Source organism: Salinivirga sp., assembly GCF_035268865.1.
Classification (GTDB): domain Bacteria; phylum Bacteroidota; class Bacteroidia; order Bacteroidales; family Salinivirgaceae; genus Salinivirga.
Map to the genome: position 1 here is coordinate 17,091 of NZ_DATFKB010000139.1, position 15,600 is coordinate 32,690.

Annotated in this window: 8 protein-coding genes; 3 read left to right on the forward strand and 5 right to left on the reverse strand. The window is 40.8% G+C overall.

Annotated features, from left to right (window positions below; all coding sequences use genetic code 11):
* Positions 1 to 15: 15 nt before the first annotated feature.
* Positions 16 to 6,432 (forward strand): PKD domain-containing protein, encoded by a 6,417-nt coding sequence (locus VJ937_RS08505; protein ID WP_324066472.1) that lies wholly within the window; start codon positions 16 to 18, stop codon positions 6,430 to 6,432.
* 74 nt (positions 6,433 to 6,506) lie between these two features.
* Here the strand turns inward: VJ937_RS08505 and VJ937_RS08510 are convergent, their stop codons facing one another.
* The 5 genes from VJ937_RS08510 to VJ937_RS08530 form a co-directional block, all read right to left on the reverse strand.
* Positions 6,507 to 8,231, reverse strand: a complete 1,725-nt coding sequence (locus VJ937_RS08510; protein ID WP_324066473.1) for an acyl-CoA dehydrogenase family protein — start codon at positions 8,229 to 8,231, stop codon at positions 6,507 to 6,509.
* A gap of 15 nt (positions 8,232 to 8,246) precedes the next feature.
* Positions 8,247 to 9,266 (reverse strand): electron transfer flavoprotein subunit alpha/FixB family protein, encoded by a 1,020-nt coding sequence (locus VJ937_RS08515; RefSeq protein WP_324066474.1) that lies wholly within the window; start codon positions 9,264 to 9,266, stop codon positions 8,247 to 8,249.
* Positions 9,267 to 9,299: 33 nt separating this feature from the next.
* A complete protein-coding gene (locus VJ937_RS08520; RefSeq protein ID WP_324066475.1) occupies positions 9,300 to 10,175 on the reverse strand; it encodes an electron transfer flavoprotein subunit beta/FixA family protein in 876 nt (291 codons plus the stop codon).
* A 114-nt stretch (positions 10,176 to 10,289) separates the two neighbouring features.
* Positions 10,290 to 11,468 (reverse strand): DUF4831 family protein, encoded by a 1,179-nt coding sequence (locus VJ937_RS08525; protein WP_324066476.1) that lies wholly within the window; start codon positions 11,466 to 11,468, stop codon positions 10,290 to 10,292.
* An 87-nt stretch (positions 11,469 to 11,555) separates the two neighbouring features.
* Positions 11,556 to 13,067, reverse strand: coding sequence for an NAD(P)H-hydrate dehydratase (locus tag VJ937_RS08530; RefSeq protein ID WP_324066477.1), 1,512 nt, complete (start codon positions 13,065 to 13,067; stop codon positions 11,556 to 11,558).
* A gap of 212 nt (positions 13,068 to 13,279) precedes the next feature.
* On the opposite strand from VJ937_RS08530, the gene VJ937_RS08535 reads away from it, so the two are divergent.
* Together VJ937_RS08535 and VJ937_RS08540 are read left to right on the forward strand one after the other, a co-directional pair.
* Positions 13,280 to 14,839, forward strand: a complete 1,560-nt coding sequence (locus tag VJ937_RS08535) for a peptide MFS transporter (protein ID WP_324066478.1) — start codon at positions 13,280 to 13,282, stop codon at positions 14,837 to 14,839.
* Between the two features lie 140 nt (positions 14,840 to 14,979).
* Positions 14,980 to 15,117: a hypothetical protein gene (locus tag VJ937_RS08540; RefSeq protein WP_324066479.1), complete on the forward strand. Its 138-nt coding sequence runs from the start codon at positions 14,980 to 14,982 to the stop codon at positions 15,115 to 15,117.
* Positions 15,118 to 15,600: the final 483 nt, after the last annotated feature.

Here is a 15,600-nt window from a genome sequence, read left to right on the forward strand (position 1 = left end):
TAAAAAACAGCTACTATGAAAATATTCCTACTCATAATCAGCGGATTACTCATTTGGAATACCCTTTCGGCACAAACCATTTCAGATGCAGCATATGATTCTAACACAGGAGCACTTACCATAAACGGTTCTGGTTTCAATAGCGGTGGATCTGAAAATATATTTCCAACCAAAATAACCATTAAAGGGTACAATGGCACAACTTATACCCTGACCAATGCGACTCCTGTTGGAGATGCAGGGCCTTTATCAGGAACCCTTGATATAGGAGGCATCGACAGGGCCTACCTGAATAGGTTGCTTGATCAGAATGGCACTACATCATCCTCGTCTGATGATTATGAGCTCATAGTAGACTCACTTTGGAATGAAGGCGGTTCTGATTACCAGGATGGTATTGCTATTACTGTTTCCAACTTTGCAGCTCCCGAAATTACCACTGCAGAATATAACTACAACTCAGGTAAATTTGTATTTACATGCACCAACCTGGCATCTGATATAACCTCAAACGATGACATTAACGTAAGTCATTTTATAATTGAAGGTTTTAACAATAACACCTACACACTTGGCCCATCAACATCTGATTTGGAAGTCACCAATTCAACAAGTTTCACTTTATATTTAGAGGGCGATGATAAATCCGGTGTAGATGACCTGCTTGACCTCGAAGGTACTGCAGCCTCCGATGGCACAACATACAATATCAACGCAACAGAAAACTGGAACAATGCATCTACAGCAACAGATGCGGACAACACAACGCCAATAACCGTAAACAATGTACCTTTACTTTCAAATGCGCAAGCTACAGACGCAGAAATTTGTCCAGGCGAAAGCACCACACTGCAAGCTAACCCTTCAGGTGCCACCGGAACATACTCCTACGCCTGGTCATCCATTCCATCAGGTTCTTATCCAAACAACGAGAACCTAAGCGTTTCGCCTACCGAAACTACAGCCTACTACGTAACAGTAACTGATGGAACAAAAACCCATACATCAAATGTTGTTGTATCAGTAAATCCATTACCCGAGCTCTCCAGCACCAGAACACCAGATCCGATTTGTTCCGGCACAGAGTTTAATTACACGCCTTCAAGTAACCAAAGTGTTATTTCTTTTGAATGGCATCGAGATGATATTTCAGGTATCAATGAAGGAACATCGAATGGAAACCTTTCAATATCTGAAACACTGACCAATTCAACCAACAGTCCGGTCACTGTGAAATATTATTACGAATTGACATCAAATGACGGTTGCGTAAACACTGACTCCATAACCTTTGATGTTAACCCTATTGGGCAGGTCAATGATGTTACAGACCAAACCGTATGTAATGCAAACAATACCGTTGATATTAATTTTTTAACCGTTAATAGTGGCGGCACAACCAGTTATGCATGGAGCAACAATGACAATTCAATCGGTATTGCTTCATCTGGCACCAGCAATATTGAATCCTTTACAGCTATAAATAATGGAAACGCGCCTAAAATTGCCACACTTGAAGTTACACCAACTTTTATAAATAGTGGAGTAGGCTGCACTGCCGCAACCCCTAAAAGCTTAACCATTACAGTAAACCCATCGGCTCAGGTCGATGATATAACAGACAAAGTGGCTTGTCATTTGGAAACAATTCCCGAAATTGCATTTAGCACTTCAAATACCGGAGGAACAACCACCTACAGCTGGTTAAGCACAGATAATATAGGTTTCGGAACAAACGGGAATGGAAATATTGCTGAATTTACTGCCAACAACTCAGGCACAACCCCAAATACAGCTACCGTAACGGTCTACCCCGAATATACAAACAACAGTGTAACATGTAATAGTACCACTAAATCCTTCAATATTACAGTGAATCCCAATGGCCAGGTAAATGCACTAACAGACCAAACACTCTGTAACGGAGAATCCACCAACTATATCAATTTCAGCACAAACAATTCCGGTGGCAGCACAACGTTCAGCTGGACCAATAACACACCTGCAATTGGGCTTCTATCTCCTGGTAATGATGACATTAATAGTTTTATTGTAGAAAATATCGGCGCAACACTGGTAAGCGCCAAAATAAAAGTAACCCCGAAGTTTACCTACAACAGTAAAGAATGTGCCGGAGAGCCGGATTCACTAAACATCAACGTTAATCCTTCACCTGATGTCTCTTTCTCTATGCCCCAATCAACATACAGCAATAATGCTCCTGCAGATACCATCAGAGGAGCAACTCCTTACGGGGGAATCTTCTCTGGCCCCGGAATAATTGCAAGCGACAGCACATTTCATCCATCAAGTGCTGGCGAGGGCACACACACCATTAGTTACACATTTACAGATGCCAACATCTGTTCGAATACAGCCACCAACACAGTAAATGTTGTACCACCAGGTGGATCAATTATTGGATTGGATCCATATTATTGCGATTATACGCAACCGGATACAATTATTGGCCGGCCGGAAGAGGGTGGAACGAGCATATGCGCTGGTTGTGGCTTTGAATCAGAAAGCTGGCTTATACCTATCGATGATACAACCGCCATTATCGATCCAACTACTGCTCCAAAGGGAGATGTAACGGTTACTTATAAATTTGATCAAGGCGGAACGCTTTTCGATGTTGTAAGAACAACAAAAATTCACCAAATCAAAAACATCACAAGTTTTAGCGGTCTCAAAGATAATTATTGCATCGACGGAGATACAACAGAGCTTAATGGCTCCCCTGCCGGGGGAAGCTTTACTGGGAATGGCATCACAAACATAAATATTTTTGATCCTGTAACGGCAGGCATTGGAAATGATACCGTTAAATACATTTACACAATTGCATCAACCGTATGCAGTGATACTGCTATAAACATTGCCACAGTGCACGACCTGCCAGCACCAACATTTAATGCTCAGCCTCAATATTGTGAAAATGGTAGTCCTGTAAGTTTAACAGGTGTACCTTCTGGAGGAACTTTTACCGGACCAAACCTGTCGGGAACAAATCCTGTTACATTCACACCTACCACCTCTATTGCAGGAATAAACACGATAAGCTATACCCTCACTGATGCAAACGGCTGTACAAACACTTATGATCATCAATTTGAAGTTACACAGGTAGCAAATGTTGGCATTGAATCGATTGATGCAAACTATTGTATAAATGGCGATACTGTAGAATTAAGAGGAGAAGTGGCCGGTAGCTTTGTCGGAAGCGGAAACTTTTCAGGCGCAGGAATAACCGATAATACAGCAAATGACGGGCTGGGAAATTTCATTCCTGCAGATGCCGGCACTGGTGGACCATTTAATATTACATTTACCTACACAGATGCCAATAACTGCGTAGCTGCTTCCACTGAAGCGGTTTTAGTGAGAGAATTACCCACTGTATCTATCAACAACCTGGAAAACCTTTACTGCATAGGATCACCCGACGAAGTAATTACAGGCGTACCGCAAAACAGCAACGGTTCTTTTATATACGCAGGAAACCCCAATGACCTTAATAATTATGGCGACGGAACAGCCAACTTCAGACCTGATCACATAAACGATACAGGATTCATAACGTATAGCTATATTGACGATTACGGCTGCGAAAACAGCTATAGCCAAAACGTAACGGTTGCTCCTCTCCCAACCGTAAATTTTGAATCAGATTCTGTGCTTTGCCCCAATGGTAGTCCAATTCAAATTATTGGAGAACCCCTCGGAGGATCATTCACAGGGCCCAATATTACAGGTACAGATACAGCCACATTCACACCATCAACAAGTTTAATTGGAACCAACGATATTACTTATAATTACACAGATGCCAATGGATGTACCAATTCCTTTACCAGGGAAATCCAGATCAATGCATTACCCTTGCTGAGCATTGAAACAATTGCCTCAAGTTATTGTGTAAACGACGATTCGGTGCTCGTCAGAGGAGAAGTAAATGGTTCTGTTTCAGGCGAAGGGTATTTCTTTGGAAACGGAATATATGATGCCGACTCTCTTGACGGAGCAGCCTATTTCTACCCTGACTCTGCAGGAATTGGAGGGCCGTACCAAATCACATATACCTATACCGACACAAACAACTGCGTAGCTTACCTCGACCCACCAGCTAATTTACAGGTACGCTCACTGCCCACAGTAAGCCTCAGCGGGTTAAGCGATATTTATTGTGAAGGCAGCCCGGCCTCATTAATTACCGGAATCCCCAACGATAACCCCGGGGAATTTGCTTACCAGGGACCAGCCCTGAATCTGATCGACAATGGTGACGGAACAGCAGACATCAGACCCGACTCAGCCACGCAGGCAGGTATCGTATCTTATGCTTATACAGACAACTTTGGCTGCCAAAATACCGCTTTCGATACAATTAAAGTATCGGCGCTTCCGGAGGTAGGTTTTACAACTTCCTCCTATTGCGTAACCGACACCATATTCTTTTACGACACTACCCTATCTGAAGAAGAAATTCTCTCATGGTCGTGGATTTTTGACGATATAGCTTCAGGCAGCAATACATCTACCGAACAAAACCCCAATCACTATTACGAAACAGGTGGCAACAAAGAAATTATGCTTGAAGTAACCACCATCGATGGATGTAACAATTCACTTACAAAATCAATTGAATTGAATTCAGGCCCAAGCATAGATTTTACCTGGGACAATGAATGTGCAGGAACCAGCTCAACACAATTCATAAACCTATCGGATGACACAACCCAGGTTTTATGGGAGTTTGGCGATGGAAGTACTTCCACAGAAGTTAATCCAAACCACAATTACAGTGAAATAAACACGTATGATGTCACTTTACATGTGAATAGCGCCTTCGGCTGCCAGGACTCACTTATAAAAACGCTGAATATAAGACCTTATGTGAGCAATTATCCATACCTGCAAGATTTTGAGGCGCAACAGGGCGGTTGGAACATCGACGTAAATATGCCAACAAGTAGCTGGGAGTTTGGCGCTCCTGAAGGGGTGATAATTAATTCGGCCTTTTCAGGTACAAATAGTTGGTGTACAAACCTTAAAGGAAGTTACTACAACAATGAACTATCTTCAATTACGAGCCCATGCTTTGATTTCAGCAACATGGATAAACCAATGATAAAGATGAATATCTGGAGTGCAACTCAGGAAGATATGGATGGTGCCGTTTTACAGGCCAAAATCGTAAATGAAACTGATTGGTTTAACATAGGAGGGCTTAATGAGGTGATTAACTGGTACAACGGTGTTGGTCTTCCGGGTAACCCCGGCGGAAGTTATAATGTGGGTAGCTACGGTTGGACAGGCATAGATACCGCATGGAAAGAAGTACGCCACAAACTGGATGAATTAGCAGGTAAAGAAAATGTGAGACTCAGGGTTTCATTCGGATCTGATAATAGCGGAAATACCGATGGCTTTGCTTTTGATGACATTTGGCTCGGGGAAAGATCCAGGCAGGTAATTGTAGAATCTTTTACAAATTCAGGTTCTGCAGGAAGTGCCAGTGTTAACCCTGACTTCAACACATTAATGGCTCAAAAAGCAACTGACGCCATTGATATTCAATATCACACCAGTTTTCCGGATTTTGATGAACTAAATGACCAAAACCCCTCAGATCCAAGTGCCCGTTCAACTTACTATGGCATAACAGATGTACCCTGGGCTATAGTAAATGGAAATATAATGCATACTTCAACTACACAAGTGATCAATAACCATCAAAAGCTTGATGAGCAAGCCCTGCTTGATCCACTCTTTCAAATAGAGCTGGAAACAATTAAAACCGAAAATCAAATTGAAGTAATTGCTGATATAAAATCAATGCAGGAACTAACTAATTATGAACTAACAGCACAAGTATTAATTACTGAAAATGAGATAACTGAGATTACCGGAGAAAACGGGGAAACAGAATTTCTCAGTGTATTAAGAAAAATGTTACCCAATGCCGGTGGTACAAACCTCCCCCAAAACTGGAATGCAGGCCAGACTGAACAAATAAGTTTCTCATGGCAATTCGAAAATGTATATGACCCTGAAAAAATAAATGCCGTGGTATTCATACAGGATGAAACAACACAGGAGATTTACCAGGGAACTTCAGACGATTCGGCATCGAGCCAGAATGGAATTGCTCATAATTTGATTTCCATGAAGGAAGAAGATGGTTTTATTATTTATCCAAATCCTGCAAGTGCCGAGATAATGATTCTTCTGAAAAATCAACTACAATCGACCGGTACAATGAATATTTACAATACGACAGGTAAAATCATCGATCAAAAATTAATTGAACCCGGAGTATATAAGTTTCCAATGCGGGTAGGTCATATCAAATCAGGACTGTATGTAATTCAACTTATAGAAAACCAAAAAATAATTGATACAAGGCGCTTTATTAAACTAGAGTAGTTTCTCATAGCTGACAATAAAAAAACGGAAGGAGCCTTGCCTTCCGTTTTTTTTTGCTAAATATATTGTTGAGATTAATCAGTATGGATTTTAAACATGCCCATGTCTTCAATCTCAAAATTCTTAATATATGCTGCTTTTTCGGCATTTTCGGCATAAGCCATCTTAAGGAACACTTTAGTGCTCTGTGCATAACTTTCGTCGCGCATAGTATCAAGCAATAAAAGCCATCCCATAATTATATTGCCGGCCATCTCTACCATTCTTCTTGCCTGCAAGTCAATGTAATCATCTTCTTCAGCTTGCTCATTCACTTCTTCCACAATGCTGACAACATTTTCGTACTCAGCTGTCATCTCCATTAATCGACGTTTGAGGTGTTCGTATTCTGGCTTAATGGCAGTTTCCTCATACGCTCTGATTTGCTTCAGGAACAAGCCGGTTGTTACACCACGAATGGCAGCTACAACCTGCAATTGCGATGTACCCTCATAAATTGTTGTAATGCGGGCATCGCGGTAAATGCGCTCAATAGGATAATCTTTCATAAACCCTGATCCACCATGAATCTGAAGGCTATCGTAGGCTATCTGGTTACTATATTCACTTGAAATAAGTTTGAGCAAAGGTGTAAATGCATCAGACAGACGCGTATAGTGCTTCATTTCCTGACGCTCCTCTTTTTCGAGTTTACGCTCCTCTGAAAGGTGGGTATAAGCTTTATACACATCGACGAACCGTGTTGTTTCGTACAACAGTGCCCGCACAGCTTTCACACGTGCTTCCATGTTGGTGAGCATTTCGTATACAGCCGGAAATTTATCAATAGTTTTACCAAACTGAGCACGTTCTGCAGCATATTCAAGGGCTTCGCGATAAGCAGCTTCCGCAATACCTACCGATTGAGCACCTACTCCAAGGCGTGCCCCATTCATAAGTGACATAACGTATTTGATCAGTCCCATTTTGCGGGTTCCAATCAATTTGGCTGGTGCATTATTAAACACAAGCTCGCAGGTTGGCGAACCCTTAATACCCAGTTTATTTTCGATACGGCGTACATTCACAGCCTGATCTTCCTTATCATAAAGGAAAAGCGACAAACCGCGGCCATCTACAGTCCCGGCTTCAGAACGTGCCAGTACGAGCGAGACATCAGCATCCCCGTTTGTAATAAAGCGTTTTACACCGTTGAGGTACCACTGGTCTTCCTGCTCATTGTAGGTAGCTTTAAGCTGTACCGCCTGCAGGTCAGATCCGGCATCGGGCTCGGTAAGGTCCATTGCTGCTGTAGCACCCTCGTTAAACATGGGTAGGTATTTATCTTTTAAATCATCAGATGCAAATTCATGAATGGTTTCAGCGCAATCCTGTAATCCCCAGATATTAGCAAACCCGGCATCGGCACGTGAAACAAGCTCAGCTGCCATCACGTAAGGCACCATTGAAAAATTAAGTCCCTTATATTTTCTTGGAAGCGACATGCCAATCAGGCCTGCTTTAGTTAAAGCTTCATGGTTTTCAGCTGTACCGCGGGCATATTCAACCCGGCCATCAACCACTTTTGGTCCGTCCTGATCCACGGATTCGGCGTTAGGACCAATGGTATTGGCACAAATATCACCTACAATTTCCAATACTTTATTGTAGTTGTCGAGTGCATCTTCAAAGTCTGCAGGAGCATAATCAAATTTTTCATGATCGGCATAATTATGCTCTTTCAGGTCTACGATCTTTTTCATCAGAGGATGCTCCAGATGAAATTTAAGATCTTTATTATCTGTATAGAAATTAGCCATTATATTCAGGTTTTTTTATTTCGTATTTTTCTTATATGCTTTAATCATACGGGGTATAATTTCAGCCACATCACCATTTATCACGTAATCGGCAATTTGGTTGATGGGTGCATTTTCATCTGTATTAACAGCTATGATCATGGAAGAATTTTCCATTCCGGCACGGTGCTGAATCTGTCCGCTAATACCACAGGCAATATAAATTTTTGGCCTTACAGTTACTCCGGTCTGACCTACCTGACGTGCATGGTCGGCAAAACCAGCATCGACGGCAGCGCGTGAAGCAGCGACTTCGCCACCGAGCACTTCAGCCAAATCATAGAGCAGATTAAAATTCTCGGGCGAACCCATTCCGTAACCACCGGCAATAATAACCTGCGACCCGGTAAGGTTTACCTTACGTTTTTCCATGTGGCGCTCCACAATACTGATCACAAAATCTTCGTCTTTCAGCGATTTCGATACATCAATATTTTTGACTTCGCCTTTGTATGCTGTATCTACAATTTCTTTTTTCATCACACCCTCGCGAACAGTAGCCATTTGCGGGCGGTGCTCAGGGTTGATAATTGTAGCGATAATATTTCCTCCAAAGGCCGGACGAATCTGATACAAGAGCTGCTCATATGTTTTTCCGGCTTTTTTATCCTCGTGCGGACCAATCTCCAGGCTTGTACAATCTGCTGTTAAACCTGATTTCAGTTTTGAAGAAACACGCGGGCCAAGGTCCCGGCCTTGCGAAGTTGCACCCAGGAGGGCAATTTCTGGTTTTGTTTCTTTGAACAAATCCGTAATTATTGAAGTATAAGGTAAAGTGAGATAATGCTCAAGGCGCTTATCTTCTGCTTTATATACCACATCGGTTCCATACGGAAATATCTGATTTTCAATACCCTTAAGATCTTTTCCTATAACAACAGCTTCCAATTTCGTTTTCAATTGATTGGCCAGCTGACGTCCTTTTGTAAGAAGTTCGAGGCTCACATCGGCCACTTTTCCCTCTTCTATTTCACATATTACAAATACACTATTCACAATTATTGCGTTTTAATAGGTTCAACATTCGGATTAGCCAATCGTATGATTTTCGATCAACTCCTTAATCATTTCTTCAATACCGGCATCGGTATTTTCAACCTTTCTGGATTCTTTGGCTTCAAGCACCACATTTTCGATGCCTTTTACCTTTGTGGGAGAACCACTCAAACCGAGTAACTCCGCATCTGCACCTACATCTTTAACGCTTAGCTCCTCAATTTGCAAATATGGTTTATTCTCAAACACTGTAATATAATCCTCGTTTGCAGCCTGCAATTCAGTCACTGTTTTTGCATACTTAAATTTCATTGTTTGCTTTGCGTGTCGCGGCCTGCATTCAGGAGCCGAGGCATTTACAGTAATAACACATGGTAGTTTACCGCTAACTTCCTCTACTCCACGTTCGAGTCTGCGACGAATTTTAATTTTCTTTTTAGATATTTCAAGAACCTCTTCTGTATAGGTAATCTGAGGTAAACTCAGTTTTTCAGCTACCTGGGGTCCTACCTGAGCTGTATCTCCGTCAATAGCCTGGCGGCCAGCTACAATAATATCATAGGGCCCGGTTTTTTCAATTGCTTTAGAAATGGCATAAGAAGTGGCCAGGGTATCGGAACCGGCAAAGGCGCGGTCGGTAAGCAAATAACCATTATCTGCTCCACGGTAAAGTCCTTCTCTGATTACTTCAGCTGCTCTACCAGGGCCCATTGTAAGCACAGTAACTGTTGATCCGGCTACACGATCTTTAATACGTAAGGCCTGTTCCAAAGCATTCAAATCTTCCGGGTTGAAGATGGCTGGTAAAGCTCCTCGATTTACCGTACCATCTGCTTTCATCGCATCTTTCCCTACATTACGCGTGTCGGGAACCTGCTTGGCAAGTACAATAATTTTTAATCCACTCATGGCGAAATATTTCTGTTTGAATTTTTGACAAATATAATTAAATGATTGGTTTTAAACAGTTCCATACCGGGTGGAATGCTCGTAATCCACACTAATTCTAGTATTTAAGGGGAATTATTTTTCCGAAATCTGTAATATCTGACCTGTATGAACGTCAAAAACAACTTTATTTTTTGATTCGTTCAGCATTGATGAAGGTAAAAACGAATGCTTCCCCCACTGTGCTACAGGAAAAAATTCTTTAGCCAGGTTTTTATCATTCATTTGCAACTCTAAAGCAGCTCTTGCAGGAATTCTGTATACAATTCCTTTTGGCTCCAATTGTTCGAGTTTTTGCTTATCTTGCTGTTCCGGTAGTATTGCTGGTGTTACATTTAAATACACAGGTGAACCCAATCCATATAAATTATCATTTTCTATACCTCCGGTTCGCTGCTTAATGCCGTTAGATTTTGAAAAGTAAAACAACACCTCTTTTAAATCCTCCGGCATACCAGCTTCGGGTTCATACAAAAAGTTATACATCAAGGTATCACGTATTACATGGCCTGTAAATAGCTCAAGGTACTTTTGCTCAAGTAAATCCAACTCTTCAGTGCGACCTTCAATGATTTCAGGAATTTGGTCTGTTTCTGAAATACCTGCCACAAGGCGAAAACGACTTTCGCGTAATGTAGCGATGAATTTAGCTGCTCCCCAGGCCATTTCCTGGAAGGTTTTCACTTCAGTAACTTCCTTTTCTACAGGTACACGTACCAAAGCCGAGTCTACCTTTTTATACTCATAAGAGACCTCTTCAGTAATGTCTACTATTGGTTTGACCGACAAATCTGTATATACAAAATCATTTGCAGGTGGCAAATGATTCGTGAGTTCAGTATTTTCAACCCTGAATGCTCCTGATTCATTCACTCCTGCTAGAATTCCCTCTGATGTCAGGTTAATGTTCACCGGTCGTTTGTCATCAATATGCACATAATACTGTTCAGCAGGATCAGGATATGTATGCAAATTTATTTCAGCATCCGCCAGCTCATAGTTTACATCATCATATTTAACTACATCTGCATCAATTCCAAGATACTCACTTGCATAATCTGAAAAGGGGCCTTTAAACTGCTGTTCGCGCACAATATATATACGAACATGAAAGGCATTTTTGGGTAAAAAATAGGATAACTGTGCATGATTACTGGCCTTAACCTTCACATAGGGTTTCTGCACTTCTTCTTTGGACTTGCATCCCACAAGAATAAGCGCAAGCATAGAAATATAAAATATGATCTTTTGCATATGGATTCTTAATTTAACGTTTTGCCAGAAAACGGAATTTTTAACAGCCACTCACTGCTCCTGCAAATATAAACTACAATTACTTACTTATTGCAATTCCCTGATACTTTTATAGGCCAACCCTAAGTGATTAATGATGTCTGTGGCGATTAAACTCTCCTCAGATTCTTTTTGTAACGCCAGGTCTGCAGCTCTTCCATGCACGAAAACGCCAAGCCTTGCTGCGTCAATTGGGTCATACCCCGATGATAATAAGCCCAGAATAATCCCGGTAAGGACATCACCACTGCCTCCCTTAGCCATAGCAGGGTTTCCTGTGCTGTTGAAGTGTACATCCCCATTGACATCAATCACCGCAGTGTTTGCGCCTTTAAGCACCACAATTAGCTTTTGTTTCTCAGCCATCTCACGAGCCGTTTCGATGCGTTCGTAGTGGAACTCGTGTTTTTTTGTCAGCCTGTCGAACTCTTTTGGATGAGGTGTAAGAATGCTACCTTTTGGCAGCAAATCCATTAACTCATGGTTTTGACTGATGATATTCAGCGCATCGGCATCAAGTACCATGGGTGCATCAGTATTTGTAATTAATGTATGAAGCGCTTCTCTCATTGATTTTTTCTGGCCAATTCCCGGCCCTGCTCCCACTACGGTGAATGGTTCCAGATGATCTTTCTGACAATAAATCTGTTCGGTTTCATCGATTACAAGCATGGCTTCCGGCACGCATGATTGCATTATGCTGTAAGAAAATTGGGGTATATGAATAGACAACAACCCCGATCCACTTCTTATGCAAGCTTTGGCTGCAAGCACTGCAGCGCCAGTTTTACCGAAGCTACCCGCAACCAGTAAGGCATGTCCGAAATGACCTTTGTGTGCATACTTTGTCCGGTTCTTCAGCAGCGGCAGATCGTTTTCAGTAGTGTAATAATATTTTGTTGAGGTATCATTAATAGTTTTTGGTAATAGACCTATTGAAAGCGCCTGCCACTCGCCCACATATAATTCATTTTCGGGTAAAACAAAAGCAAGTTTAGGAAACTCAAAGCTCACTGTATAGTCTGCTTTAATTATTGCACCATTGTTTTGCCGGTTATCCTCGCTGAATAATCCTGAGGGAATATCAATACTCATAACCGGGTTGGGTAAAGTGTTGATAAACTCAATTACTTCAGCCGGCCAGCCTTCGGCAGGGCGCGTCAATCCGCTGCCAAAAATACCCTCAACAATTAAATGGTTCCCGGGAATTTCGGGGAATTCATCGTTATCTGAAAGCTCATGTATTTGTATATTGGAATATCCTTCGAGTCTTTTAATATTTGCCTGGCAATCGGAAGAGCGGTTTTTTCCTATTTTTAACAGCCACAAAGTAGCATCATAATTATTATCGGCCAACAAGCGTGCAAGCGCCACGGCATCGCCACCATTATTCCCCGGACCTGCAAAAAGGGTGACGGGGGTATCTTTTGAAAATTTTTCTTCTATAAAATCATACAACTGCCATGCGGCTCGTTCCATAAGATTTATGGACAAAACAGGCTCCTGTTCAATTGTAGTTTTGTCTATTTCACGTATTTGGGGACTTTTAAAAATTTTCATAGATATGCTCCTTAAACTAATTTTATTCAAAAATACCAAAAAAATAGCGCTTTATCAATGAGACAAGCAAATCCACAAAAAGTTATAAAACAACCCCTTACATCATGCTTAAAAATCGGTTAACGAATAGTTCACAAATCTGGTGGCGGTCAAAAAATTATTTTATATTTGTCAACTCATGAAAATGAATTACTAACCAAAGAAAAATAACTATGTTTAAAGGACACCCTAAAGGACTAATTGCAGCATCACTGGCTAACATGGGAGAACGTTTTGGCTTTTATACCATGATGGCTATTTTGGTGCTTTTTTTGCAAGCAAAATTCGGACTAACAGGTGGTGATGCCGGTCTTATTTACTCGGTATTCTACTTCTCCATTTACATTCTTGCTTTCGTTGGAGGACTTATAGCCGACCGAATTAGAAACTACAAAGGAACAATTCTCATCGGTATCCTTGTAATGGCATTGGGTTATCTTATAGTAGCCATGCCAACAGAAACACCCGTACCAGCAGATAAACGTACGCTGCTGCTGATACTTACCAATTTTGGTCTGTTTGTCATTGCATTTGGTAACGGATTGTTTAAAGGTAACCTCCAGGCATTGGTAGGTCAAATGTACGACAATGAGAAGTATGGTAGCAAAAGAGACTCAGGATTCTCACTTTTCTACATGTTTATTAATGTAGGTGCTATTTTTGCTCCATTTACTGCTATTGGCATCAGAAACTGGTGGCTGAACAATAACGGGTTCAATTACAATCCAGATTTACCTGCCATGTGCCACAAACACCTGGAAAGCGGACTGTCTGAACAAGCTCTTGCTCGTTTTAATGACATGCAAGCACAGGCAACAAATACCGCTGAGTTGGCTAATATGAATTTAGATGCCTTCGCTTCAAAATACCTTGAGGTATTCTCTACCGGTTTCCATTATGCCTTTGGTATTGCTGTAGGAGCAATGATTATTTCATTGCTGATTTATTTAGCAAACAAAAATAAGTTCCCCAGTGTACAGAAAAAAGCTAAAGATGATGCCCAAAAAGAAGCTGTTGGCTCAGAAATGAGTACAAAAGAGATCAAACAGCGCCTTTATGCCTTATTTGCTGTGTTTGGCGTAGTTATCTTTTTCTGGTTTTCATTCCACCAAAATGGACTTACATTAACCATGTTTGCCCGTGACTACACTGATCTGAGTGGAATTGCCTTAAATCTTGGATTTGTAACCATTGAAGGGGCCGAAATTTTCCAGTCTATTAACCCAATTTTCATTGTATTCCTCACACCAATTGTGGTCGGACTTTTCGGATGGCTCAGGGCTCGTGGTTTAGAACCATCAACGCCCAAGAAAATTGCCATTGGTATGTTCATCGCAGGTATGGCCTATGTGGTAATGATTCTTGGTTCGATGGGATTACCTGAGTTCTCAACCATTGATCCGCAACAAGACGGAGTGCCGCTAGCTCAGGCACAAAGGGTAACCCCAATGCTGCTGATTGGTACATACTTTATTCTTACAATGGCCGAACTCTTTATCAGCCCACTTGGAATCTCGTTCGTTTCGAAAGTTGCTCCACCCCAATATCAGGGTATTATGCAAGGTGGATGGTTAGGTGCCACAGCTTTAGGTAACCAGCTGCTTTTCATCGGTGCAATTCTTTACGAAAGTGTACCATTGTGGATGACATGGAGTGTATTCGTTGTAGCTTGTTTCATCTCAATGGGTACAATGATTTTTATGCTCAAATGGCTCGAAAGAGTTTCGAAATAGTATAATTTTAAGATATTTTCAAAAAGGTCGTTCCGGAAGGTTCGACCTTTTTTTTGCGAATATTTGTAAGATTGTCGTTTTTTTTTCTTTGCCTTGTGATCATGATTACAAATTTATATTACTAATTAAAATTTAAGAAAATGAAAACTATTAAAATTGTTGGGCTATTCCTGGCCTTTCTATTCGCAATTTCTTTAATTTATAAAGGTTGTGAAGAAGACGAAGTAAACAAAAATTTGAATTCAGCTTTCGACATTACATCAATTACTGCTGAATAGGTAACTTTATTTATCAATAATACATAGCGTTATGATTAAAAGGATTATTACTGCCACATTAGCATACCTTAGCGTTTTTATCTTTATGAGTTTAACAACAGAACATAACTTCTTTAAAGACAATCTGCCTGACCTTTTTATTTCTTATTTTGTATATATAGCAGTATATATGTTTATTGTTTACTTAGATAAAAAAATAAGAAAGGAAACTTAAAAAAATGGTTTTTTATCGGAATGAATCATAGTCATTTGATGAATTCGTTGTTTGCTTTTGCAATGCGAAATTTCATTTTATGCAGTTAAATAATTAATTCATTTGCTTATTTTAAATTCTCAATGGTCATTACCTGTCCCGATACCAATTGGGATGGAACCTCCTATTACCTGTTTTACAGTTTTTTAACTGTAATACTCCAAATAAACATGTTCGTGTGTGTTTAAATGGTTAAACATGGAGGTTTCATCAGATGAGTAAAACTGACA